We start from the raw sequence: 24,869 nt of genomic DNA, 5'->3' as shown, positions 1-24,869 counted from the left end.
ATGCGCCATCGGGTAAACCTGTAATACACCGGGCGAGTCGATCAGTCCATGATGAGTCCGGTCCACGGCTACGGTTACCTGATCGCAGCGATGATATCTCCCAAGCGCATCATCGGCGTACGCCGCGGCGTGTGTCTGCTTCCCGCCCTCGCCCTGCTCGGTGGCTGCAACGCGGTGTTGCTGTCACCCGCAGGCGATCTGGCGGTACGGCAGCGCGACATCATCATCGTCTCGACGTGCCTGATGTTGCTCATCATCGTCCCGGTGATCTTCCTGACCCTGCTGTTCGCGTGGCGCTATCGCGAATCCAACCGGGAAGCCGTCTACACGCCGGAATGGGACCACTCGACGTTGCTCGAACTGCTGATCTGGGCCGCGCCGCTGCTCATCATCATCGCGCTGGGCGCCCTTACCTGGGTCGACACGCACAAACTCGACCCCTATCGCCCGTTGAGCCAGATCGATGCCAGGCGCCCGTTGCCGCCAGACGTCAGGCCGCTGACCGTCGAGGTCGTCGCGCTCGACTGGAAGTGGCTGTTTTTCTATCCGGAACAGGGCATTGCTACGGTTAACGAACTGGCCGCGCCGGTCGACCGTCCGATCCGCTTCAAGATCACGGCCTCGACCGTGATGAACTCCTTTTTCGTGCCGGCGATCGCCGGCCAGGTCTACGCCATGCCCGGCATGGAAACCAGGCTGCATGCGGTCATCAACCGCGCTGGCGAGTATGACGGCTTCTCGGCGAACTACAGCGGCGCGGGCTTCTCGGACATGCGCTTCAAATTCCACGGCATGAGCGCCGAGAATTTCGATACATGGGTGCGGCAGGTCAAGGCCGACGGCAAAACCCTCACGCGCGCCGAATACGCCAGGCTGGCGCAGCCGAGCGAACGCGAGCCGGTACGTCATTACGCTGACACCGCTGCCGGGTTGTACGACGCCATCCTGAATCGCTGCGTCGCGCCCGGCCAGACATGCATCAAGGACATGATGCCGATGCGCGGCGGCCATCAGGCCGCGTCGCCGCAATGGCTTGCCGACGCGCTGTGCACGGCCGACAACGTCGGCGCCCAGCTCAGCGCCCTGAAAACCGCGTCCGGCGAGGGACTGCCGCAATGACGCGGGCGGCGCCCTTCCCGACCACCACGTGCCCAAGACCTGGTTGAACGATATGTCCGATCACCTCGACATTGCCCGTCTGATCTTCGGCCGCCTGACATGGGAGGCCATTCCCTACCACGAACCGATCCTGCTTGCGACCTTCGCCGTCGTGGCGATAGGTGGACTCGCGCTCGCGGGCGCCCTCACCTGGTTCCGCGTGTGGGGTTACTTGTGGCGCGAGTGGTTCACCAGCATCGACCACAAGAAGATCGGCGTGATGTACATCATCCTGGGCGTGGTCATGCTGCTGCGCGGCTTTGCCGACGCGATCATGATGCGTATCCAGCAGGCGGTGGCGTTCGGCGACTCGGCGGGCTATCTGCCCCCGCACCACTACGACCAGATCTTCACCGCGCACGGCGTGATCATGATCTTTTTCGTGGCGATGCCGCTCGTCACCGGCCTCATGAACTTTGTCGTCCCGTTGCAGATCGGCGCGCGCGACGTGGCGTTTCCGTTCCTCAACAATTTCAGTTTCTGGATGACGGTCGGCGGCGCCGTATTGGTCATGATGTCCCTGTTCGTCGGTGAGTTCGCGCGCACGGGCTGGCTCGCCTATCCGCCCTTGTCGGGCATCGCGCAGAGTCCCGACGTCGGCGTGGATTACTACATATGGGCCCTGCAGGTCGCGGGGGTCGGCACATTGCTCTCGGGGATCAACCTGCTCGTGACGATCGTGAAGATGCGCGCCCCGGGCATGAACATGATGCGCATGCCGGTGTTCACATGGACGGCACTGTGCACGAACGTGCTGATCGTCGCCGCGTTCCCGGTGCTGACTGCGGTGCTCGCGATGCTGTCGCTCGACCGGTACATCGGTACCAACTTTTTCACGAACGACCTCGGCGGCAACCCGATGATGTACATCAACCTGATCTGGATCTGGGGTCACCCCGAGGTCTATATCCTGGTGTTGCCGGTGTTCGGCGTGTTCTCGGAAGTCGTTTCCACGTTCTGCGGCAAGCGCCTGTTCGGATATGCGTCGATGGTCTACGCGACGGTCGTGATCACCGTGCTTTCCTACCTCGTGTGGCTGCATCACTTCTTCACCATGGGCTCGGGCGCCAGCGTGAATTCGTTCTTCGGCATCACGACGATGATCATCTCGATCCCGACCGGCGCGAAAATCTTCAACTGGCTGTTCACCATGTATCGCGGCCGCATCCGCTTCGAAGTGCCGATGCTGTGGACCGTCGGCTTCATGGTGACGTTCGTGATCGGCGGCATGACGGGCGTGCTGCTGGCGGTGCCCCCGGCGGACTTCTCGCTGCACAACGGCCTGTTCCTGATCGCGCACTTCCACAATGTGATCATCGGCGGCGTGGTCTTCGGGACCATGGCCGGCATCGCCTACTGGTTCCCGAAAGCCACCGGCTACAAGCTCGATCCGTTCTGGGGAAAATGTTCCTTCTGGTTGTGGCTCACCGGTTTCTACTTCGCGTTCATGCCGCTCTACTGGCTCGGTCTGATGGGCGTGACACGCCGCGTCAACCATTTCGACGATCCCTCGCTGCAGATCTGGTTCCAGATCGCGGCCTTCGGTGCGTTCCTGATCGCCCTCGGCATCGGCAGCTTCCTGATCCAGTTGTATGTGAGCTTCCGCCGGCGCGACGCGCTGCGCGACGTGACCGGCGATCCGTGGAACGGCCGCACCCTCGAATGGTCGACGTCTTCGCCGCCCCCCGTCTACAACTTCGCGTTCACGCCGCAGGTCCATGACAACGAGGCGTGGTGGCAAATGAAGCAGCATGGCTTCCAACGTCCGGAGGAGGGCTTTGTGCCGATCCACATGCCGAAGAACACGGGTGCAGGGATCATCCTGGCGGGCTTGAGCACGGCCTGCGGTTTTGCGCTGATCTGGCACATGTGGCTGCTGGTGATCGTGGCGTTCGTCGCTTTGCTGGCCGTTGCCATCGGGCACACGTTCAACTACCAGCGCGAGTTCTATATCCCGGCCGATCAGGTCGACCGCACGGAGGCAGAGCGCACGCGCCTGCTGACCCAACATGCCTGATACCACCGCCCGTTTCCCCGCCGGCGCGGGCACGTTTGTCCCGTCCGCCGAATTGCCGCCGCCGCCTCGCCTGAGCTTTCTTGTCGATGGCGACCATCATCCGCAGAACGGCACGCTGCTGGGCTTCTGGCTCTACCTGATGAGCGATTGCCTCGTCTTTGCGTGCCTGTTCGCGACCTACGGCGTCGTCGGCCGCAACTACGCCGGCGGCCCGACCGGGGCGGACTTGTTCGAATTGCCGCTGGTGGCCTTGAACACGACGTTCCTGCTGCTGTCGTCGATCACGTACGGTTTCGCGATGATCGAAATGCAGCGGCGCAGACAAGGTGCGACGCTGGCCTGGCTCGCCGTCACGGGCCTGTTCGGCGCCGCGTTTCTCGGCGTCGAACTGTACGAGTTCGGGAACCTGATTCATGAGGGATACGGGCCGCAGCACAGCGCGTTCCTGACGTCCTTCTTCGCGCTGGTGGGCACCCACGGCCTGCACGTGACGTTCGGCACCGTCTGGCTGATCACCCTCATGGTCCAAGTGGGCAAGCACGGCCTGATGGCCGCGAACCGCCGCCGCCTGATGTGCCTGTCCATGTTCTGGCACTTTCTCGATGTGGTCTGGATCGGGGTCTTCACGTTTGTCTATCTGATGGGGGTGTTGCCATGAGCGCGCATGACCATACCTTGCACGACGGCGCGCACGACGATGCGCATGACGAAGGCGCGCCGCACAGTACCTTCAAGGGCTATATGACAGGCTTCGTGCTGTCGGTGATCCTGACGGCAATTCCGTTCTGGTTCGTGATGGGTCACACGTTCGAGAAGTCGAGCACGACGGCGATGCTCCTGCTATTCTGTGCGGCGATTCAGATCGTGGTGCATATGGTTTATTTCCTGCACATGAACGCCAGGTCGGAGCATGGTTGGACAATGCTGGCGCTCATCTTCACGATCGTGCTTGTCGTCATTACGCTCAGCGGCTCGCTGTGGGTAATGTTCCATCTCAACCAGAACATGATGCCGGGCATGATGCATGACCCGAGAAACTTACCTTGACCGACGGGAAAACGCGTAATACAGGCACGCAACCGCGTGCCGGCCTCTCGACCGCATCGCTGGCGGTATGGGGCGTGGTGGCGGTGGTGATCTTTGCCATCTTTGTGGCGCTGGGCACGTGGCAGGTGAAACGCCGCGCCTGGAAGCTGGACCTGATCGAGCGCGTCGAGACGCGCGTGCACGCGCCGCCCGTGCTGGCGCCCGCGCCGTCGCAATGGCCGCAGGTCAGCGCCGCCAATGACGAGTACCGTCATGTCAGCGCACTCGGCACCTTCCTCTACGACCGCGAAACCTATGTGCAGGCTGTCACCGAACTCGGTGGCGGCTTTTGGGTGCTTACCCCGTTGCGCGAGGAAGACGGCAATCTGATCCTGATCAATCGTGGCTTCGTGCCGCCCGAGTGGCGTAAAAATCCGCCGCAGGTGCGCGGACCGGACGGTGAGACACGCGTGACAGGACTGCTGCGGATCAGCGAGCCGGGCGGCGGCTTCCTGCAAAAAAACGATGCCCCCAACGACAACTGGTATTCGCGTGACGTGCAGGCAATCGCGCAGAAGCGCGAACTCGCGCATGTCGCGCCGTATTTCATCGACGCCGATGCCGGTCCCAAGCCGGAGGATGGCAAACCCGTGTTCCCGGTGGGCGGCCTGACCGTCATCTCGTTTCCGAACAGCCACCTCGTCTATGCGTTTACGTGGTACACGTTGGCGCTGATGACGGCCGGTGCGATCGTGTTCATCGGTCGGCAGGAGATCCGGCGCAGACGCAACGGCTAACCCGCAGATTGCGCATCGCGCCGTCCGCAGCCGGTTACTGCCATGTACTGCGCAGCCGCCGGGCGATATCGATGCTGGCCGCGACTTCCGGCGCGCCGGACGATGCGGCAACGCCGCCGGGCTGGCGCTTCGGCTGCAGCTCGAACATCGGCAGCAAATGCTCCGGAATGAAACGGCTGCGGCTGCCGTAGACGTGCCGGTCGCCATTGCCGACCTGCTTGTGGACATAGAAGCGCTGCGGCACGACCAATTGCAAATGCGTCTTGGCGCGCGTCATCGCGACATACAGCAGGCGCCGCTCCTCTTCGAGCTCATCTGCGCTGCCCACGCCCAGGTCCGACGGAATGCAGCCGTCCACGACGTTGAGCACGTACACCGCATTCCACTCCTGTCCCTTCGACGAATGAATCGTCGACAGGATCAGGTAGTCTTCGTCGAGCGACGGATCGCGCGACTCCGCGCTGGTCGCATCGGGCGGATCGAGCGTCAGCTCCGTCAGGAAACGTTCACGCGAACCATAGCCTCCGGCGATGCGGGCCAGTTGCCCGATGTCCGCTTCACGGGCTGCCGCATCGTCGTAGCGGCTTTGCAATATCGGGACGTACCAACGCGCCGCGAGATCGATATCGGCCGGCCATGAGACGCGTTCGCCGCACAATGCGCGATAGGTGTCGGTGAACGCAGCCCAATCGTGCGCGGCGGCCGCGCCCGGCGAGAATTCGGCGAGGGCGCGGCGCGGATCGGTCGCGTGCGCCATGGCGTCGAGCAGACGCGTCGCGATTGCCGGCCCGATCCCCGGAATCAACTGCGCGACGCGAAACCCCGACAACCGCGCCAACGGATTGTGCGCCCAGCGCAAGATCGACAGCATGTCCTTGACATGGCTCGCCTCCAGAAACTTCAATCCGCCGAATTTGACGAACGGGATGTTGCGGCGCGTCAGTTCAAGCTCAAGCGTGGCGCTGTGGCTGCTGGTCCGAAACAGGACCGACTGCGACTTCAACGGCACACCTGTCTCGCGAAGTTCGAGCACCTGATCGGCAACCCAGCGCGCCTGCCCCGACTCGTCGCTGACATGAACCAGTTGCGGCTTGCGCGATGCGTTGCGGTCTGTCCACAATTGCTTCGCATACCGCTCGGGCGACTCGGCGATGACGGCGTTCGAGGCATCGAGAATCGGCTGCGTCGAACGATAGTTGCGCTCGAGCGTGATCACGTGCGCCGGCTGCGCGAACTGTTGCGGAAAGTCCAGGATGTTGCGGATCGTGGCCGCACGAAACGAGTAGATCGATTGCGCGTCGTCGCCGACCACCGTCAAGCCATGACCGTCGGGTTTCATCGCCAACAGGATGTCGGCTTGCAGGCGGTTGGTGTCCTGGTATTCGTCGACGAGGACGTGGTCGAACGTCGCCCCCAGCGCCTGCGCGATGGACGGCGCCTTCATCATTTCGGACCAATACAACAGCAGGTCGTCGTAATCGAGGACGTGCTGATCCTGCTTGGCCTGCACATAAGCGCCGAAGAGCGACTTCAACTGGGCTTCCCATTGCGCGCACCACGGAAAGTGCCGCAACAGGATATCGTCCAGCGGCGCCTGGCTGTTCACGGCGCGCGAATAGATCGAGAGGCACGTGCCCTTCAGCGGAAACCGCGACTTCGTCCCGGAGAAGCCAAGATCGTGACGCAGGATGCCCATCAGGTCCTCGGCATCGCCGCGATCATGGATCGTGAAGTCTTCCGACAAGCCGATGCGGCCGGCGTACTCGCGAATGAGGCGTCCGCCGATGGCATGGAAGGTGCCCGCCCACGGCAATGACGGCGGCGACGCATTGCGCAGGTTCAGCACGGTGTTCACTACATGCCCCACGCGGCGCTCCATTTCCAGCGAAGCGCGGCGGGAAAACGTCAGCAACAACATGCGGTGCGGATTCGCCCCTTGCAGGATCAGGTTGGCGACGCGGTGCGCCAGTGTGCTGGTCTTGCCCGACCCGGCGCCGGCGATCACGAGCAAGGGGCCGCCTGGCGCATCCGCCCCCGCGATGCCGTATTCAACGGCCTCGCGCTGGCGCGGATTCAGATCGGCCCAAGGGTCGCGGACGAGCGTTTCGGAAGTCGGTGGCATGGGGCGAACGCGGCAAAGTACTGTATATCCGTACATTATATGCACACTGAAACGCCGTTCGCGTCACACATTCAACGTCTGCGGAATGCGGACCGAGAGAAACGCCCACGCCGCCTGTTCTGCCGCATTCCGTTTTTCACTGGCGTGAGCGCTTAGCCAAAGTGGCATGCGATGCTCATCCGCACGGGGATCGAGGCGCGCCAGCCCCGGTTCGCGGTCGGCCAACATGCACCAGAGCGGCGCGACGCCGCCGCCGGACAGCACCGCCCGTTTCAGCGCGTCCCAGGAATTGACGCGCGTATTCACTCGGGCGCCGGCGGGCGCGTACGCCCGCATCCAGTCGGCAAACGCCTTCGGGATATCTTCGCTCCAGCCGATCCAGAATTCCGGCACACCCGCAATGTTGCGGTCGGCCGGTCCGTAGACGGCGACCTCCGCGTGGCCGAGCAGGACGTTTTCCAATCGGGCCGGGGCTTCGTGCGATACACCGATGGCAAGATCGGCGCGGCGTTCCGAGAGCGTCGCCAGGGGATCGCTGACATAAGCCACTTCGATGGCGACGCGCGGGTGCTGCTCGTGAAACGCGACAATGTCTGCGATGAACGCATCGCCCAGGGAGACCGACACGGCGAGGCGCACCGTGCCTTCAATGTCGTCGTTCGCGTCCGTTCGCAGGTCTTCGAGCGCACCGGCGGCGCACGCCATGCGTTCCGCCGCTGACATGACGCCCCGGCCTGCGGGCGTCGGCCGAAATCCATCGTCGTCGAATGTGAACAATTTGCAGCCCAGCGTCCGCTCGAGCACGTCGATGCGACGGCTGACCGTGGTCCGATCGACGCCCAGCATCTTGCCGGCCCCGAGAAAGGAGCCTGCCTTGGTGACGCAGAGGAAGTAGCGAAGGTCATCCCACTTGATGACGGAACGTGTGCGTTTTTGCATAGGGGGCGCGCAAACAAACTCATTTTCCGTCCAGGACCGATTCCCTAGACTAGCCCACTGAATCACTGAGATCGGACGGCGCTGTGCACCCGATGGTAGGACGAATCGGTTCCCCGGTCCTCACTCAATCGGCCTATAAGACGACAAGGAGACATGCATGATCAAGGACTATTTCGCAGGCAAGTATCCCCGCGGCTGGTTCGCCGTATTGTTCTCGGACGAGATCAAGACCGGCGAAATCAAATCGCTCAGCTATTTCGGCAGGGAGTTCGTGGCGTTTCGCGGCGAAAACGGCCAGGTATCGGTGCTGGACGCGTTCTGCCCGCACCTTGGCGCACATCTCGGTGACGGGAAATGCGAAGGCAATACGATCGTCTGCCCCTTTCACGAATGGAAGTTCTCGCAAACCGGGGCATGCGTCGATGTGCCTTATGCCACCCGCATTCCGGTCAAGGCGAAGGAAGGCGCATTGCAATCTCACCCGGTGCGTGAAGTCAACCAGATCGTGCATATGTGGTTCGATCCGGCGGGCGCGCCGCCCACGTGGGAGCTCCCCCTCGACGAATGCATGAACGGCGCACCGGGGTGGACACGCTGGTACTTCAAGCGGTGGCGCATTCGCACCCAAGGCAAGGAAATCATCGAGAACCTCGTCGATACGCCGCACTTCACCTATGTGCACGGCTCACCGATCGAAGACATCGTCATCCGATTCGACGGTCACGTTGCGTCGCAACAGTCCACCATCGGCGGACATCCGACGCTCGGTAAAAAGTTGACGACAGAAGCCACCTATTTCGGCCCGGCCGTGCAGCACATTACCATGGACGGAACCTACCCGAGCAAGCAGGTGAATATCCACACGCCAGTGGACACCGAACATGTCGACGTGTGCTACGGCATCAAGCTTCAGCGCGACCCAGCGCTTCACGATACCGACGCCATTGCGCGCGAATACGCCCGCTTCGCGCACGAAGCATTCGAACAGGATGTGGTGATCTGGCAGCGCAAGATTTATCGCGCCGCCCCATTGCTCTGCGACGGCGACGGCCCGCTGTTCCAACTGCGCGATTGGTACCGGCAATTCTTCGAGGACGAGATCCGGTCCGTGTGAGGTCGGAATCGTACCCGGCTCATGGACAAGGCCGGCGGCATGCGCCGCCGCCGGACAACGCGTCCCGATGCCCCTATTCCTTGCGGCTCAGACTCTCTGGCATTGCGCACATCAACAGCAGCGCGCACAGGAGCGTCATGCCGCCGATGACGTACAACGCAGGCGTGGTGCTGCCGGTCACGTCCTTGATCCGTCCCACCATGACCGGGCTGACAATGCCGCCGAGCTGGCCCAGCGTATTGATCAGTGCAATACCGGCCGCAGCGCCCGCGCCGGTAACCAGCTTGGGCGGCAACGCCCAGAATGCCGGAATGGATGCCACCACGCCCGCGCCCATGATCCCCAGGGCGACGACCAGCAAGGTTGTCTGCGTCGAGAAGACACCTGCCGCGAAGAATCCGACCGTCGCCAGGATCAGCAGCCCGATCACGAACCGGCGCCGTTCACCGCGCGCATCCGACATCCGGCCGACCACGACCATCGCGATCGCGCCGCAGATATAGGGCACCGCCGTGAGCATGCCGATGATCGACGGATTCTGCGTACCGGCAGCACGAATCAGATGCGGCGCCCAGAAATTCAATCCGTACGAACCCACCTGAATCAGGAAATAGACCAGCGCGAGCATCAGGAAGCCGGGCGTTTTGATCGCGCCGAGCAACGAATGACCGCCGGCATGCGGGGTATGGCGCGCAATGCGGCTGCTCAGGATGTCCTTCTCGCACCGCGTCAGCCAGCTGGCATCCTCGATACGATCCCGCAGTTGCCACAACACCACCCCGCCCAGCGCCACGCAGGGCAGGCCACCGAGCATGAACAGCCAGTGCCAGCCGCGAATGCCCAACGCGCCTTCCATATGCCCGAGGATCAAACCCGAGACCGGTGCGCCGATCAGGCCGGCGAAGGCCGACGCCAGGAACAGCAACGACGTGATGCGTCCGCGGAACGTGGCGGGAAACCACAGCGTGAGGTAGTACAGCACGCCGGGCGCAAATCCCGCTTCCATCGCGCCGATCAGGAAGCGCAATGCGTAGAACTGCCACTCGGTGTGGACGAACACCATCGCCGTCGTTGCCAATCCCCATGAAATCATGATGCGGGCAATCCATTTGCGCGCACCGACCTTGAACAGAAACATGTTGCTCGGGACTTCAAAGATCACGTACCCGACGACGAACAGGCTCGCGCCGAGACCGTAGGCGGTGTCGCTCAGTCCGAGGTCGCCCTGCAGTGCAAATTTCGCGAAGCTGATGTTGATGCGATCGAAGAACGCGAACAGATAGCAGATCATGATCAGTGGCATGATGCGCCACGCGACCTTGCGAATGATCGCGTTTTCCAGGGCGGTGTCGCCGGGCAGATCGGCCGGGGCGGTCCCGGCGGTGAATGCGTCTTGCATGTCGTCTCCAGAAGAAGCGCTTTTGCGGCGATGCCGCAGCGCATGTCGTTATGGTTCAGGGTCTTGCCGGCGCGGCACTGCGCCGAATCGGTGGTCGTCAGCCGGCGTCGGGCATCGATGGCGGCGCCGGATGCAGGTCGCAATTGCGTCCGGCCTTGGCCACCTGCCCCGGTACATCGTGTCCAAGCAACGCGGGCAAACCGCGCGTCAATGCCATCAATGCCGGTAAATCGATGCCGGTCTCAATGCCGATTTCATCGCACAGATTCACCAGGTCTTCGGTACAGATGTTTCCCGAAGCCCCAGGCGCGAATGGACAGCCGCCCAAGCCGCCGAGCGAAGCGTCGAAACGGCGCGCCCCCGCCTCGAACGCCGCCATGACGTTCACGAGCCCGAGCCCCCGGGTGTTGTGGAAGTGCAGCGTCAGCGCCGAGGCCGGCAGCATCGCCAGCACCCGGCGCACCAGGCGCGCGACCTGCCGCGGGTTGGCCATCCCGGTGGTGTCGGCCAGCGTGATCGCACCGATGTCCAGACGCAGGTAGTGTTCAACGATCGACAACACACGGTCTTCGTCGATCTTGCCTTCGAACGGACAACCGAACGCCGTGGCAACCGTGCCGTTGAGCGTGACACCCGTTTGCACCGTTTGCGCCGTTTGCGCTGTGTGCGCAACGACGCCGGCGAAGCCGTCCAGCGACGCCTCGCAAGTCATCCGCATGTTCGCGAGATTGTGTGTCTGGCTGGCCGACATCACCATGTTCAATTCGTCGGCGCCGGCGGCCAACGCCCGTTGGGCGCCTTTCAGGTTCGGAATCAGCGCGGCATAGATCACGCCGGCTTTACGCCGGATACGTCGAAAGACTTCGTCGCCATCACGCAACGCCGGAATCGCCTTGGGCGAAACAAAGGCCCCCGCTTCGATGCGCGTGAAGCCTGCGGCGGACAGCGCGTCGATCAACGCGACCTTGTCGCCGGTCGGCACCCAGACCGGCTCGATTTGCAGACCGTCGCGCGGGGCGACTTCCTGCACCAGCAGACGTTCGGACACTGCGGAGCTCATTGCACCACCCCCGACTGCTGAAGTCCGTGAATATCCTGCGCCGTGAATCCGAGTTCCCCCAGCACCTCGACGGTATGCGCACCGAGCGCCGGCCCCTGCCAACGCACCTCGCCCGGCGTTTCGGAGAGCTTCGGCACGATGCCGGGCATTTTCACGGTGACGCCACCCGGCAGTTGTGCCGGCAGCAGCATGTCGCGGGCCTGGTAATGCGGATCGCCGACGATGTCCGCGACCGAGTAAATGCGCCCTGCGGGCACACCTGCCGCTTCGAGCGCAGTCAATATCGTGTCGGTGGCGTTTGCGGAAGTCCACCCCGCGATCGCCGCGTCGAGCAGGGCGACCTGCCGAACCCGTCCGTCGTTGTGCTCCAGCGCGGGATCGTCGGCCAGGTCCGGCCGGCCGATGACATGCATCAATCGCTTGAAGATCGGATTGCTGTTGCCGGCGATCACGACGTAGCCGCCATCGCGCGTCGGGTAGGTATTGGACGGCGCGATGCCGGGCAACGCGCCGCCGCTGCGTTCGCGCACATGCCCGAGAAGATCGTATTCGGGCACGAGGCTCTCCATCAGGTTGAAGACACTCTCCACGAGCGAGACGTCGACCACCTGACCGAGGCCCTGGCCGGTCTTGACCCGCAACACGGACATCAACGCCCCGATGACGGCGTGCAATGACGCGAGCGAATCGCCCAGGCTGATGCCTGCGCGCGCCGGCGCGCTCCCCGGTACGCCGGTCGTATAGCGGATGCCGCCCATGGCTTCACCGATGGCGCCGAAGCCCGGACGATCCTTGTACGGTCCAGTCTGCCCATAGCCGGAGATGCGCACCAGCGTGAGCTTGGGGTTGATTCCGTGAAGCATGTCCCAGCCGAGTCCGAGAGACTCGAGCGCGCCGGGCTTCATGTTTTCGACGAGCACGTCGGCATCCGTCGCAAGTTGCTTGATGAGCGAAATGCCCTCGGGGGCCTTGAGATTGACGGCAAGCGACTTCTTGTTGCGCGACTGGAGGTACCACCACAGGGAGGTGCCTTCGTGCAGCTTGCGCCACTTGCGGATGGGGTCACCGTTGACGGGCGCTTCGATCTTGATGACGTCGGCGCCGAACTCGGCCATCATCCGCGCGGCAAACGGCGCGGCGATCAGTGTGCCGATCTCGATGACGCGAATGCCTTTGAGGGGTCCACTCATTGCTGTCTCCTTCTATCCTTTGCGACAAGGATAAAAAGAGACACCCATCGCCATCCAGCCGCAAATTTTCAACGAGCGTTCGCGTATGACGAACGCTCGCGCGTCGGCTACGTGCGGGGACGCGCCGAAGGCGATTCGGCCGGCGCAAGATAATCGAACAGGGCGCGGGAGACCGGCGGGAGATTGTCGACGTCGCGCACCACGATCTTCAATTCTCGCGTCGCCCAAGTATCGGACAAGGCGATGGCGGTGAGTCCGAGCGGCCGTCCGATGGCTTCGAAAACGCCGTCAGGGATCACGCCAACCCCCATGCCGGCTTGCGCCATGCGGCAAACCGCATCGAAACCCGGCACGTGGATGCGCATTTTCAGGCGCCTGCCGGCATCTCGCGCCGCGAGATGAGTGCGATTGTTGATGGAGCTGTCCGCGTGCAGTCCGACATGATCGTAGTCGAGCGAGTCCTTGAACTTCACGCGCCCCGCCGATGCCAAGGGATGATCGTCTCGCATGACGAGCACCAGCCGGTCGCGGCGATAAGTGACCTCGTGCAGTCCTTGCCTATCGGTATCGCCGGAGCAGATGCCGAGATCGGCCCAACCGTCGAGCACGCCCTTGACGACACTGCCGCTGGGGCGCTCCTCCAGATCGATCTTGACTTCCTCATGCAGCCGCGTGAACGCGCGCAGGTCTTCCGGCAGGAATTCGACGATGGCCGACAGGTTCGCGACCATCCGGACATACCCCCGCACGCCTTGCGCATGCTCGGCCAGTTCGTGTCCGATGGTTTCCACGCTGAGCAACACGCGCTTCGCATGCGTGAGCAGGGTCTCGCCCGCAGGCGTCAATTTCATGCCGCGCGCATGGCGCACGAACAAGGGAATGCCGAGCGCCTGCTCCAGGTCGACGAGGCGCTTGCTGGCCGCCGACACGGCCATCGTTTCGCGCGCTGCCGCGCGGGTCAGCGTCGACTCCTCCTGTACGGAGACAAACAGGCGCAGTGTCGTGAGATCCAGGCGTCGGAGGAGATTGTTCAGCGTCATCGCGACTTCAGGTGCGCCATGCCACCTCGCCGGAGGCGGATCAGGCGAGGAATTGACTTGCCGCGAGGACGACAGCCGAGGCGAACAGGCAATAGATGCCGAACAGATACCAGCGGCCGTGTTCGAGCCAGCGCGACAACCAGCGCAGCGCGACCAGGCCTGCGATGAAGCTGAAGACCATGCCGACGAGGCTGGGCGCAGCGACGCTCAGGAAGTGGCCGGCCAGCGCATGCGCACCGTCATGCGACTTGAACAGGCGGTAGCCTTCTTTCAGGATGACCGGCGGGGTCAGCACGACGGCGAGCGCAAAGCTGAATTCTTCGACGCGGACCTTGTCGAGGCCGCGCATCAGGCCGGTCGAGATCGTCGACCCCGAACGCGAAAAGCCGCGAAACGGCAGGCACACGCCCTGCACCGCGCCGATCCAGGCGGAATCGGCAACCCGCATCGGGCGATCGCCCATTGGCGGGCGGCGGCGCGACGACACGAGAATCAGCACGCCCGCCATCGCGAGACCGGCCGAAATGATGTACAGATTGCCGAACAGATGCTCGATTTCCGCATGTTCGGAGCCACGCAGGACGACTTTTTCGATGAGCAACATCAGGGCGACGCCGATGACGCCGGTCAGCGCCGTGGCCGCCACGACATGCTTTGCGAACTGCACAAAAGCGTCCTTCGACGAAAAATAGCGCTCGCGCCACGATTTCCAGAAGTACGCGATGACGGCCAGCATCGTGCCGGTGTGAAGCATCACGAGGAGCAGCGTCATCTCGGGCGCCGTCGGGTCGAGGCCCATCAGCTTTTCCGCAAGGATCACGTGCGCCGAGCTCGATACCGGCAGCAACTCCGCTACCCCCTGCACGATCGCCAACACCAACACCTGCAACATATCCATGAGTAAGGGCCTGTTCCGAGTAACGTGGGTCGAGCGTGATTGTAAGGCCGGCACGCCCGGGACGGGCGGGAATTCTGAGGGACAAATATGACAATTCAATGACAAAAGCTGGCTGGATGCGCCCGTCCAGCCGGGAAAACCCTTGGACAGGTTTACGCAACATGAAAGCTGGTTGAAGGCTTGCGCTTCGTAGAATCCGTCGGAAACACAACGTCGGGCGTGCACGTTCGCATGCCGGCAACCCTACACGACGGAGACAATCATGCGATTCTGTGCCCTCAGATCGCGTCTTGACCTTTTGCGTTGCCGCGCCCCGGTGGCGATCGTCACCTGCCCGACCGCGGGTCGGACATGAGCCTGCGTCAGCACCTGCTCTGGTGGCTGCTGCTTCCGCTGGCCGTATTCACCGCGATATCGGGCATGATGTCGTACGACGCAGCGCGGCAAACCGCCGACCTTGTACAGGACGGCGCCCTGCTTGCGTCCGCGCGGACGATCGGCGAAGTCGTCGGCTGGGACAACGGCGTGGTTACCGCGACCATTCCGCCCGCTGCGCTGGAAATCTTTGAGTCGCCGGAACAGGACCATGTGTTCTACCGGGTGATCGCCGACGGCGACCGCCTGCTCGCCGGCACCCCCGACCTTGCCTTGCCGTCAGTGCGATCGGCGCAGCCCGTCTACTTCGAGACGACGCTGAACGGCCAGTCGATCCATGCGATCGCCTACGAGCGCCAGTTGTACGACGCGGGCAACACCACCCATATCACCGTCGTCGTCGGCAAGACGCAGGCATCGCGCACCGCCATGATCCAGGCCCTGTGGCACCCGCAGTTGCTGCGGCAGTTGATCATGCTGGTGCTCGCCGCGCTGCTGGTGTGGCTTGGCCTCACGTTCGAGCTGCGCCCGCTGATGAAACTCAAGGACGACGTGGCGAACCGCGAACCCATGCAGCTCGTGCCGATCCACGCGGACCGCCTGCACGCCGAACTGCGGCCCATCGTCGACGCCATCAATCAGTGCATCGCCCGCCTCCATCTGCATGCGGCGGCGCAGCGGCAATTCATTGCCGACGCTGCCCATCAGCTGCGCACGCCGCTCACGGTGCTCGATTCCCAGATCCAGGTGGCGCGCCGCTGCGCGAATCCCGACCCGAAACTCGCCGAGACGCTGCGCTGCATGCAGCGCAGCAGCCGGCGGATGGCCGACCTGACCGCCAAGCTGCTGTTGCTGGCACAGGCGGAATCGGCGTCCTCGGACAGTTATCGGGACAAGGTCGACGTCGCCAACGTCATGTCGGACATGCTCTCTGAACTGCTGGTCATCGCCCAGCAGCGCAACATCGATCTCGGCGCCGACCTGTGTGCCGACAGTTACGTGGCAGGCAACGCGAGCCTGCTGTCGGCGCTGATGACCAATCTCGTCGACAACGCTTTGCGCTACACCCAGTGCGGAGGGCACGTCACCGCCAGTTGCCGCCGCGAGGGCGACGAGGTCCTCATGCAGGTTGCGGATAACGGACCGGGCATTGCGGCCGAGGCCCGGTCGCGGGTGTTCCAGCGTTTCTACCGCGGCACGACGAATGCCGAAGGCACCGGGCTCGGCATGGCGATCGTTCGCGAAATCGCGCACTCGCACGGCGGCACCGTCCAGCTCGATCCGGGCGCGGGCGGCATCGGACTTGTGGCCACCGTCAGGATGCGGGCTTGGCAGGGAGACACCATATGAAATTACTGCTGGTTGAAGACAACGCCGAACTGGCCCATTGGGTCGTTACGCTCTTGCGCGATGAGAACTTTGCCGTGGATTGCGTGGGCGACGGCGAGACGGCCGACATGGTCCTCACCACGCAGCACTATGACGCCGTGCTGCTCGACATGCGCCTGCCCGGCATCAGCGGCAAGGACGTGCTGGCGCGCTTGCGGCGCCGGCGCGACAACGTGCCGGTGCTCATGCTCACCGCGCATGGCTCCACCGACGACAAGGTCAGTTGCCTGAACAGCGGCGCGGACGACTATGTCGTGAAGCCGTTCGACGCACGCGAGCTGGTTGCGCGCATCAAGGCCCTGATCCGGCGCCATTCGAGCGAGCGGGCGGAGGACCTGGTTTGCGGCGACCTTCACTACCTGTTCGGCGCGCGCGAGTTCCGCCACAACGGCACCGCGCTCACGCTGCGCCGGCGCGAGCACGCCATCCTCGAAACCCTGATGCTGCGACAGGGAAAGACCGTATCGAAGGTCAAGTTGATGGAAAGCGTGTTCTGCCTCGACGACGAAGCCGGCACGGACGCGATAGACACCTACATCCATCGCCTGCGCAAGCATCTGGCCGAATCGTCGGCGCAGATCATGACGCTGCGCGGCTTTGGCTACGTATTGCGCACCAAACCCCAGCCGGAAGACGCCTGCGCGCAGTAACGCCCTGCGGCGCCGGGGGTGGGAATAGGCATTTCTCCTGAGTTGTCCCCCGACAACGTGACAGGGTCGTGAAAGGTTGCGCTGGCTACGATGGACTCTGATGGCACCGTACAGGATTGAGTGCGTTCGCGAGGAGCATCCTGCCGGAACAACCATTGGCACAACGGCACATTAGCAAATCAGTAATCAACTACGACAAAGAGGTACGAGGAGATGCGTTTAAAAAACAACACCCTGGCACTGGCAGCCGCCGCCGGTGCACTTTTCGCCGGGCAGGCCCACGCCCAGTCCAACGTGACGTTGTACGGCCTGATCGACATGAGCGTGCCGACCTATCGCAGCAATGCCGGCCCGAACGGCGCCAAGACCATTGGTATCGGCAACGACGGTGAGCCCTGGTTCAGCGGCTCGCGCTGGGGCCTGAGGGGCTCCGAGGATATCGGTAACGGCACCCACATCATTTTCCGGTTGGAAAGCGAGTTCGTGACTTCCAGCGGCGATATGGAAGATCCGGGCCAGATCTTCGACCGCGACGCCTGGGTCGGCGTTCAGGACGACACCTTCGGCAAGCTCACGGTCGGCTTCCAGAACACCATTGCGCGCGACGCGGCGGCGATCTACGGCGATGCGTACGGCAGCGCCTCGCTGAGCACCGAAGAAGGCGGCTTTACCAATTCCAATAACTTCAAGCAGATGATCTTCTACGCGGCCAGTGCAACCGGCACGCGTTACACGAACGGCGTCGCGTGGAAGAAGCTGTTCAACAACGGACTGTTCCTCAGTGCCGGCTACGCATTTGGTAACACGACCAATTTCGCGGTCGGCTCGAACTACCAGGTCGCGATCGGCTACAACGGTGGTCCGTTCAACGTATCGGGCTTCTACAGCCACGCGAATCGTGCCGGCTTCACCAACCAATCGTATTCGGCCGGCGGCAATTACACCATCGGCATCGTGCGCGTGAACGCCGGTTACTTCCACTACACGGGCGATCAGGGCGCGCTTGGCCAGCGCCGCGACAACGCCTGGACCGTCTCGATGAAGCTGATGCCGCAGGGCCGTTTCGATTACGAACTCGGCTACCAGCAGATGCACGCGAGCAACGTCGCGTACAACGCCGACGGCTTCGTGCCGAACGCGAACTCCGGCAGCTTCAGCCTGACGAACGGTGTCGGCAGCGGCTACAAGGAAACCTTGTACGCGTCCGCGTTTTATCACCTGTCCAAGCGCACCGAACTGTACGTGGCCGGCGACTACATGAAGCTGCATAACGGCTACACCGTCGCAGGCACCAACGGCAAGAACAATCAGGTCGAGCTGACGGGCGGTATCCGTACCCGCTTCTGATCCCCGCTGAACCCGCTTCACGCCGCCCCTCCCCTCGCGGGGAGGGGACGGTACTCAGAAGCCCGCAGCCAGCCCGTCGCGGCGGCTGTCGCTGGCCGCCACGTAGCCCCGCTCGGGATCGTCGGCGTCGAGCCGCCAGATAAATTGGCCGGAGCCGAAGTCCATATACGGATCGTCGATGGACTTGAGCGTGTGGCCGAGCGCCTTCAGCCCTTCGACCGTGTCGCGGTTCATCGTCGTCTCCACATCGACCGAGAAATCGCGGTTGACCTTCCAGCGCGGCGCATCGCAAGCCGCCTGCGGCTGCTGGCCGTAGTCGATCATGCGCACGACCTTCTGCACATGGCCTTGCGGTTGCATGTCCCCCCCCATCACACCGAAGCTCATGACCGCTTCGCGCCTGCCGTTGACCTCCTGCGTCATGAACGCCGGGATGATCGTATGGAACGGCCGCTTGCCCCCCTCGACGACATTGGCGGATCTCGGGTCCATCGAGAAGCCGCAGCCGCGGTTCTGCAGTGAGATCCCCAAGCCCGGCACGACCACCCCTGAGCCGAAGCCCATGTAGTTCGACTGGATGAAGCTGACCATCATGCCGTGCTCGTCGGCGGCCGTGAGGTAGATGGTGCCGCCCGATTTCGGCATGCCGAAGTCGAAGTGCCGGGCCTTGTTCGGGTCGATGAGCTTCGCACGTTCCGTCAGATACGCGTCGTCGAGCATCTCCTCGGGGGTGACAGCCATCGAACGCGGATCGGCGACGTATTGGTACAGATCGGCGAACGCGAGCTTCATGGCTTCGATCTGCAAGTGCTGCGACTCGATCCGGTCGACCGTGAGCGATTTCACGTCGAATTTCTCGAGCATGCCGAGCGCCATCAGCGCGGAGATCCCCTGCCCGTTCGGCGGGATTTCGTGGACGGTGTAACCGTGATAGTCCTTCGAGATCGGCGTGACCCAATCGGCCCTGTACTGGCGCAGATCCTGGGTCGTCATCGCCCCGCCGCCTTCGCGGGCATACGCGGCGATACGATCGGCGATCTCGCCCTCGTAGAAAGCGCGCGGCCCTTGCTCGGCGAGCATGCGCAGTGCGGCCGCATGCCCGGGGAACCGCATCATTTCGCTCGTTTCCGGCGCGCGGCCGTGCGGCATGAAGGCCGCGGCATACCCCGGCTGATCGCGCAATTCCGGTACGGCAGCGGCCCATTTATGCGCGACGATATTCGCGACCGCATGGCCGCGCTCCGCGATTTCGATGGCCGGCGCCATCAGATCGGCAAACGGCAGCTTGCCGAACTTCGCATGCAGCGCCTCCCAGCCGGCGATGGCGCCGGGCACCGTCACCGTATCCCAGCCGCGCTTGGGCTGGAGCGCCAGGCCGTTGTCCTCGCCATATTTGCGCTTGAAATAGTCCACGTTCCACGCCGCCGGCGCCACGCCGGACGCGTTCAGGCCATGCAGTTCCTTGCCGTCCCAGACGAGCGCGAAGGCATCGCTGCCGAGACCGTTCGATACCGGTTCGACGATCGTCATGACGGCGGCGGCGGCAATCGCCGCATCGACGGCGTTACCGCCCTGCCACAGGATGCGCAAGCCGCTCTGCGCCGCCAACGGATGCGACGTCGAGACGATATTGCGTGCGAACACCGGCATGCGCACGGTGGGATACGGGTTGTGCCAGTCGAAGGTTTTCATCGAAGCGATCGTCATGAAGTGAGAAAGAATGCCGTGACTCGAACATCACCTCCAATTATGCATTCCCATTACAATCAAAGAATATTAATATTAATTATCGACAATTAAATAAAATTTAATCAAGCATGGTCACCATCCGGATGTTGAAGACCTTTCGCCTGGCGGCGAAGACGGGCTCGTTCGCCGCGGCGGCCGAGAAGGCGCCGCTGACGCAAGCGGCGGTCAGTCTGCAGATGAGCGGGTTGGAGGAAGCGCTGCGCCGGCAGTTGTTCGACCGGCGCGGGCGACAGATCGCCTTGACGCGGCAAGGCCACGAGTTGCTGCCGAAAGTCGAGGCGATTCTATCGATGCTGGACGAACTGGAAGCACCGCCGGCGGCGGTCATGCAAGGGCCGGTGAGCATCGGCGCAGTCGTATCGGTCATTGGCGCGCTGTCGTTGGTGGTGGCGGGCCTGAAAACAGCGCATCCATTGCTGGACGTGCGCCTGACGTCGGCGCGTTCCGAAGAGCTGACGGCAATGGTCGAGCAGGGCGACGTGGATATCGCGGCCGTTGTGGCGCGCACGGATCATACGCTGCCGTCCGGGCTTGCCTGGGTGCCGCTCTATACGGAGCCGATGATGCTCGTGGTCAATCGCGACATCACCGACACCGATGCGCAACGCATCCTGCACACGCATCCGTTTCTGCGTTTCGACCGCCGTGTGCGGACCGGACAGGTGGTACAGCAAGCGCTGACGTCGGCGGGCCTCGAGGTCAACGAGTATCTGGAGCTCAACTCCATCGAGACCATCGTCGCGCTCATTCGGCAGAACGTCGGTGTATCGGTGCTGCCGCTGCTGCATCGCGGCGACTGGCAGAGCGATGCGGCGCTGCGCGTGATCCCGATCGCCGAGCCGCCGGTCCTGCGTTCCGTCGGCATGATCCAACGCGTGAACTCCGCCCAGGCGGGCATCACCGACGCGATCGCCGACATGCTGCACGCGGGGTGAGCGCGCGGGCGCTACTTCACATGCCGCGTCATGGTGGCGCAATTCGGTGGCCGTACCGTGTAAAAAATCCGTAAAAATTTTGCACCGGCGGCGCTCGCCGGGGTATCGCCGACTGGCGCACCGTATTGAACTGACTTACACTTTTGCGGCAAAAGACGATAACGATACGGCGTCCTTTCACCTGTGCAAGGGCAGTGCGCTGCGCTCGCCGGTAATCGTTCCGCCGCTTCTGGACCCGCCCCCCGGAGACGCTATGGCCGCCGTCCACAAGGTTTGGCAACTGCTGATCGGCAAGCCGCTCGATCCCCTCGATCCGCGCACTCGGCATGCCATTGCTGTCACGCCGCTGCTGGCGTGGGTCGGCCTCGGCGCGGACGGCCTGTCTTCCTCCTGCTACGGTCCTGAAGAAGCCTTTCTCGCGCTCGGTCAACACACACCGCTGGCGCTGTTCCTTGCGTTGTCGACAGCGGCGACGGTTTTCATCATCGCGCTCGGCTATAACCAGGTCATCGAATTGTTTCCGACGGGCGGCGGCGGCTATCGCGTCGCGACAGCGTTGCTGGGCCCTCGTCCCGGGCTGGTGTCGGGTGCCGCGCTGCTGGTGGATTACGTGCTGACGATCGCGACATCCCTTGCCAGCGGCGTCGACGCCTTCTTCAGCCTGCTGCCGGTCAGCGCGCAGGCGTTCAAGCTCACGACCGAACTGACCTTGATCGTGCTGATGACCGGTCTCAATTTCCGCGGCATGAAGGAATCGATTCTCGTGCTGCTGCCGATCTTCGTGGGCTTTGTCGTGCTGCACCTCGGGCTGATCGTCTACGGCGTTGCGGTGCACGGGAGCTATCTGCCCGCCGTGGTGCCGGATGCGATCGGCGAGGCACACAGCATGTCGAGCGCGTTCGGCCCCGTCGTGGTCGCGGCGCTGTTGATGCGCGCGTTCTCGCTGGGCGGCGGGACTTACACCGGCCTCGAAGCGGTGTCGAACAACGTGAATATGTTGGCGGAGCCGCGTACGCCGAACGGCAAGGTGACGATGTTCTATATGGCCACGTCGCTGGCATTCACGGCAGGCGGGATCATCCTGCTCTACATGCTGTGGCATGCCCGGCCGGTCGAGGGCCAAACGCTCAACGCGGTGGTGTTCGGCAGCGTCATCGATCATCTTGGACTCGGGTCGTCGTTTGCGCGCAATGCGCTGCTGGCGGCGGTGCTGGCCTTTGAAGCGGGACTGTTGCTGGTCGGGGCGCAAACCGGCTTTCTGGACGGCCCGGCCGTGCTGTCCAATATGGCTTCCGATTCCTGGGTGCCGCGCCATTTCCGCGACTTGTCGGCACGACTCGTCCGGCAGAACGGCATCATCGTGATGGGTGTCGCGAGCCTGATGATCCTGTTCTGGACGCACGGCGATGTGTCCGTGCTTGTCGTGCTGTACAGCATCAACGTATTCCTGACATTTAGTTTGTCGTTGCTGGGATTGAGCACCTATTGGTGGCGGCGGCGTCATGAAGACAAGACCTGGGGCAAGCACTTTGCCCTGTCGGCGCTGGGACTCTCGGTGACCAGCACGGTGTTGGTCATTACGCTGATCGAGAAATTCACGGCCGGCGGCTGGTTGACGGTATTGGTCACGAGCGCGGTGATCGTCGTGTGCGTGCTGATCAAGCGGCACTACACTGAGACGCGTGCGCAGCTGGCCAAGGAGGACGCGCTGTTTGCCGACATGCCGCCGGCTGCCGACGGTGAAGCGCCGGCGAAGCCGGATCCGTCACAACCGACCGCGATCCTGATGGTCGGCAAGCACCGTGGCGCCAGCATGCACGCGCTGCTGTGGGTCAATCGGCTGTTTCCCGGACATTTCAAGAACTTCATCTTCCTTGCGGTCGGCGAGGTCGATGCGCAGAGCTACGACGGCGCGGAGCATCTGGAGCGCCTGCGGCAAACCATCACGTCATCGCTCGATTACTACATGGCGCAGTGCCGCCGGCACGGCATCGCTGCCGACTACGAGATCGGCTTTGGCACGAACCCGATCGTCGAATTCATGAAGCTTGCCGATAAGGCGATGGATGAATATCCCAACAGCGTTTGCTTCGCCAGCAAGCTGATCTTCAAGCGCGTCAATTTCTTGTCCGCATGGCTGCATAATCGGACGCCCGTCGAAATACAGTCACGTCTGCATCTGCAAGGGCGGCAAATGGTGTTGTTGCCGATGAACGTGGGGTGACAGGCCATAGCGCCAGTCCCGAGGAAGGTACCGGGATTGTTCAGAGGCTTGATGCATGAGTTGTTTAGATTTTCTAAGGACGTGTTTCAATTTTGAAACACGTCGCACTACAGAGCTATACTTTTTATTTGGCGTCAGCAAAAAGTCCTTGAGAATCATGCAGCTAAACGCCATGGCGTGAACTTTGCTCATGCTTCGGGGAAAAAGGTGGGTCGACCGCCTGTCCCCTCGAGGATGTCATGAAAAAGTCGCTACCCGCCTGGGTGAGTCTATGCTTTGCACTCCCCCTGACGCCCGGCATGCCCGGCATTCCCGGGGCATCCGACGTTTGCGTCGTCGCACGCACCGATGGCGGGACCGCGGCGGTTGCCTCGGCTACCGTCGAAACTGGGTCCAGCGGGTCACTGCAGCGAGTACCTGCGCCCTCCTCGCCGTCGCACTCGCCGCCGGGATCTCCGCCACTCGCATTGGCCATCGTGCCACCCGCGCTGCCGGACTGGCGCGAGGTGTTCTTTGCATATCGCGCCAAGTCGGGGGCACCGCCGCTGGTAGAGGGCGGGATGTTGCAAGCCATGCAGAGTCATCTCGGCGTCGATGCCGCGGATGGCCAGACCTTGATCGAGCCGGGCAACGGCCTGGACGTGTCCTACCAGATGCTCTGGCTTCGCTCGTTCAATCCGCCGAGTACTGACGCCAGGCTGTTCATCACTGCACCCGGATACTTTGGTGTGCATTTCTGAGCGATTCGGACCGGCGCCCGAGTAGAACGGGCAGATGAATCAGTCATCTGCCCGCCGCGTTCAGTTGGACGCGACAAGATCGTGATACGCGTGCAACAGGTCCTCCGCGGTTGCAAACCCATCGATCCTCAGCCAAGGCTTGCCGGGCGCAGAGCGGACCAGGACCACCGGACTATGGTCCATCTTGTCCTCGCGAAACACGTTGAAGGCCTTCTGCGTCGCCACGCTCGCAGCGACACTCCCCGTGTAGTGTTGCCATTCGGGGCCCGCACCGTATTTCTTCGCATACGCTCGCAGCACTGACGGCGTGTCGTTCTCCGGGTCGATCGAGATCGAGACAATGTGCACCTTGTCCCGGTTCGCACCGAGCTCGTCCTGCAGTTGGGAGAGCGTGTGACTGATCACGGGACAAATCGACGTACATGCGGTGTAGATGAAAGTCAGGAATACCGGGCGTCCATCGTCCAGTGCGTCTTTCAGCGAGACGGTCCGGCCATCATCGCGCACCAGATTCACCGCGGGCAACGTGTAGTCCATGGTGGATGTCATCGTGCCCTGCATCATATGATGCTGGGCGTGCGGATCGGCCCCCTCATGGGCCTGTGCAAGCGGGTCAACGACTACAATCGTGGCCACGGTGGCAAGCGCCAGGGCGCTACCCAATAGGTATGTTGGCACTCTCATTGGAATCTCCTCTTGC

The 24,869-nt window shown here is 63.0% G+C and carries 21 protein-coding genes; 12 read left to right on the top strand and 9 right to left on the bottom strand.

The window, feature by feature from the left end:
- The first annotated feature begins 90 nt into the window (after positions 1-90).
- From cyoA to PTE30175_RS04435, 5 genes are read left to right on the top strand one after another with little or no spacing between them, the layout of a single operon-like run.
- On the top strand, positions 91-1,119 hold the full coding sequence (gene cyoA, locus PTE30175_RS04455; RefSeq protein WP_150696057.1) for a ubiquinol oxidase subunit II: 1,029 nt from the start codon (positions 91-93) through the stop codon (positions 1,117-1,119).
- Between the two features lie 52 nt (positions 1,120-1,171).
- A complete protein-coding gene (cyoB, locus tag PTE30175_RS04450) occupies positions 1,172-3,175 on the top strand; it encodes a cytochrome o ubiquinol oxidase subunit I (RefSeq protein ID WP_150695857.1) in 2,004 nt (667 codons plus the stop codon).
- On the top strand, positions 3,168-3,833 hold the full coding sequence (cyoC, locus tag PTE30175_RS04445) for a cytochrome o ubiquinol oxidase subunit III (protein WP_150695856.1): 666 nt from the start codon (positions 3,168-3,170) through the stop codon (positions 3,831-3,833). The genes cyoB and cyoC overlap by 8 nt, the downstream gene beginning before the upstream one ends.
- Positions 3,830-4,222, top strand: a complete 393-nt coding sequence (gene cyoD, locus PTE30175_RS04440) for a cytochrome o ubiquinol oxidase subunit IV (RefSeq protein ID WP_150695855.1) — start codon at positions 3,830-3,832, stop codon at positions 4,220-4,222. The genes cyoC and cyoD overlap by 4 nt, the downstream gene beginning before the upstream one ends.
- The gene (locus tag PTE30175_RS04435) at positions 4,219-4,998 is read left to right on the top strand and encodes an SURF1 family protein (RefSeq protein WP_150695854.1); all 780 of its coding nucleotides are present in this window, start codon (positions 4,219-4,221) and stop codon (positions 4,996-4,998) included. Before cyoD ends, PTE30175_RS04435 begins: the two co-directional genes overlap by 4 nt.
- A 34-nt stretch (positions 4,999-5,032) precedes the next feature.
- On the opposite strand, the gene PTE30175_RS04430 is transcribed toward PTE30175_RS04435, so the two are convergent.
- Together PTE30175_RS04430 and PTE30175_RS04425 are read right to left on the bottom strand one after the other, a co-directional pair.
- Positions 5,033-7,120, bottom strand: coding sequence for an ATP-dependent helicase (locus PTE30175_RS04430; protein WP_150695853.1), 2,088 nt, complete (start codon positions 7,118-7,120; stop codon positions 5,033-5,035).
- A 63-nt stretch (positions 7,121-7,183) separates the two neighbouring features.
- Positions 7,184-8,059 (bottom strand): LysR family transcriptional regulator, encoded by an 876-nt coding sequence (locus PTE30175_RS04425; RefSeq protein ID WP_150695852.1) that lies wholly within the window; start codon positions 8,057-8,059, stop codon positions 7,184-7,186.
- A 157-nt stretch (positions 8,060-8,216) separates the two neighbouring features.
- On the opposite strand from PTE30175_RS04425, the gene PTE30175_RS04420 reads away from it, so the two are divergent.
- Positions 8,217-9,173 carry a 3-ketosteroid-9-alpha-monooxygenase, oxygenase component gene (locus PTE30175_RS04420; RefSeq protein WP_150695851.1) on the top strand — a complete coding sequence of 319 codons (957 nt, stop codon included), beginning with the start codon at positions 8,217-8,219 and terminating at the stop codon, positions 9,171-9,173.
- A 73-nt stretch (positions 9,174-9,246) separates the two neighbouring features.
- Here the strand turns inward: PTE30175_RS04420 and PTE30175_RS04415 are convergent, their stop codons facing one another.
- From PTE30175_RS04415 to PTE30175_RS04395, 5 genes are all read right to left on the bottom strand, one after another.
- A complete protein-coding gene (locus PTE30175_RS04415) occupies positions 9,247-10,572 on the bottom strand; it encodes an MFS transporter (protein WP_150695850.1) in 1,326 nt (441 codons plus the stop codon).
- Positions 10,573-10,669: 97 nt separating this feature from the next.
- Positions 10,670-11,632, bottom strand: coding sequence for a hydroxymethylglutaryl-CoA lyase (locus PTE30175_RS04410; protein WP_150695849.1), 963 nt, complete (start codon positions 11,630-11,632; stop codon positions 10,670-10,672).
- Positions 11,629-12,822, bottom strand: a complete 1,194-nt coding sequence (locus tag PTE30175_RS04405; protein ID WP_150695848.1) for a CaiB/BaiF CoA transferase family protein — start codon at positions 12,820-12,822, stop codon at positions 11,629-11,631. Before PTE30175_RS04405 ends, PTE30175_RS04410 begins: the two co-directional genes overlap by 4 nt.
- A gap of 107 nt (positions 12,823-12,929) precedes the next feature.
- Positions 12,930-13,862, bottom strand: coding sequence for a LysR substrate-binding domain-containing protein (locus PTE30175_RS04400; protein WP_150695847.1), 933 nt, complete (start codon positions 13,860-13,862; stop codon positions 12,930-12,932).
- 40 nt (positions 13,863-13,902) lie between these two features.
- Positions 13,903-14,760: an undecaprenyl-diphosphate phosphatase gene (locus PTE30175_RS04395; protein ID WP_150695846.1), complete on the bottom strand. Its 858-nt coding sequence runs from the start codon at positions 14,758-14,760 to the stop codon at positions 13,903-13,905.
- A 351-nt stretch (positions 14,761-15,111) separates the two neighbouring features.
- Between PTE30175_RS04395 and PTE30175_RS04390 the strand changes: the two genes are divergently transcribed.
- The 3 genes from PTE30175_RS04390 to PTE30175_RS04380 all read left to right on the top strand — a co-directional run bounded on the left by PTE30175_RS04390 (position 15,112) and on the right by PTE30175_RS04380 (position 18,521).
- Complete coding sequence (locus PTE30175_RS04390) at positions 15,112-16,485, top strand: sensor histidine kinase (RefSeq protein WP_150695845.1); 1,374 nt, start codon at positions 15,112-15,114, stop codon at positions 16,483-16,485.
- Positions 16,482-17,174 (top strand): response regulator, encoded by a 693-nt coding sequence (locus PTE30175_RS04385; protein ID WP_150695844.1) that lies wholly within the window; start codon positions 16,482-16,484, stop codon positions 17,172-17,174. Before PTE30175_RS04390 ends, PTE30175_RS04385 begins: the two co-directional genes overlap by 4 nt.
- A 213-nt stretch (positions 17,175-17,387) precedes the next feature.
- Positions 17,388-18,521 carry a porin gene (locus tag PTE30175_RS04380; RefSeq protein ID WP_150695843.1) on the top strand — a complete coding sequence of 378 codons (1,134 nt, stop codon included), beginning with the start codon at positions 17,388-17,390 and terminating at the stop codon, positions 18,519-18,521.
- 54 nt (positions 18,522-18,575) lie between these two features.
- On the opposite strand, the gene PTE30175_RS04375 is transcribed toward PTE30175_RS04380, so the two are convergent.
- Positions 18,576-20,213 (bottom strand): gamma-glutamyltransferase family protein, encoded by a 1,638-nt coding sequence (locus PTE30175_RS04375; RefSeq protein WP_150695842.1) that lies wholly within the window; start codon positions 20,211-20,213, stop codon positions 18,576-18,578.
- Positions 20,214-20,338: 125 nt separating this feature from the next.
- Here PTE30175_RS04375 and PTE30175_RS04370 point away from each other — a divergent pair, with 125 nt between their 5' ends.
- The 3 genes from PTE30175_RS04370 (at position 20,339) to PTE30175_RS04360 (ending at position 24,169) form a co-directional block, all read left to right on the top strand.
- Entirely contained in the window at positions 20,339-21,205 is an 867-nt protein-coding gene (locus PTE30175_RS04370; RefSeq protein WP_150695841.1) for a LysR substrate-binding domain-containing protein, read from the top strand.
- A gap of 253 nt (positions 21,206-21,458) precedes the next feature.
- Complete coding sequence (locus tag PTE30175_RS04365; RefSeq protein ID WP_150695840.1) at positions 21,459-23,429, top strand: APC family permease; 1,971 nt, start codon at positions 21,459-21,461, stop codon at positions 23,427-23,429.
- Positions 23,430-23,668: 239 nt separating this feature from the next.
- The gene (locus tag PTE30175_RS04360) at positions 23,669-24,169 is read left to right on the top strand and encodes a hypothetical protein (RefSeq protein ID WP_150695839.1); all 501 of its coding nucleotides are present in this window, start codon (positions 23,669-23,671) and stop codon (positions 24,167-24,169) included.
- A gap of 60 nt (positions 24,170-24,229) precedes the next feature.
- On the opposite strand, the gene PTE30175_RS04355 is transcribed toward PTE30175_RS04360, so the two are convergent.
- Positions 24,230-24,853: an SCO family protein gene (locus PTE30175_RS04355; RefSeq protein WP_150695838.1), complete on the bottom strand. Its 624-nt coding sequence runs from the start codon at positions 24,851-24,853 to the stop codon at positions 24,230-24,232.
- Positions 24,854-24,869 lie beyond the last annotated feature (16 nt).

Source organism: Pandoraea terrae, from assembly GCF_902459695.1.
Lineage (GTDB): Bacteria > Pseudomonadota > Gammaproteobacteria > Burkholderiales > Burkholderiaceae > Pandoraea > Pandoraea terrae.
This window is presented reverse-complemented; position numbering and strand designations above follow the sequence as displayed.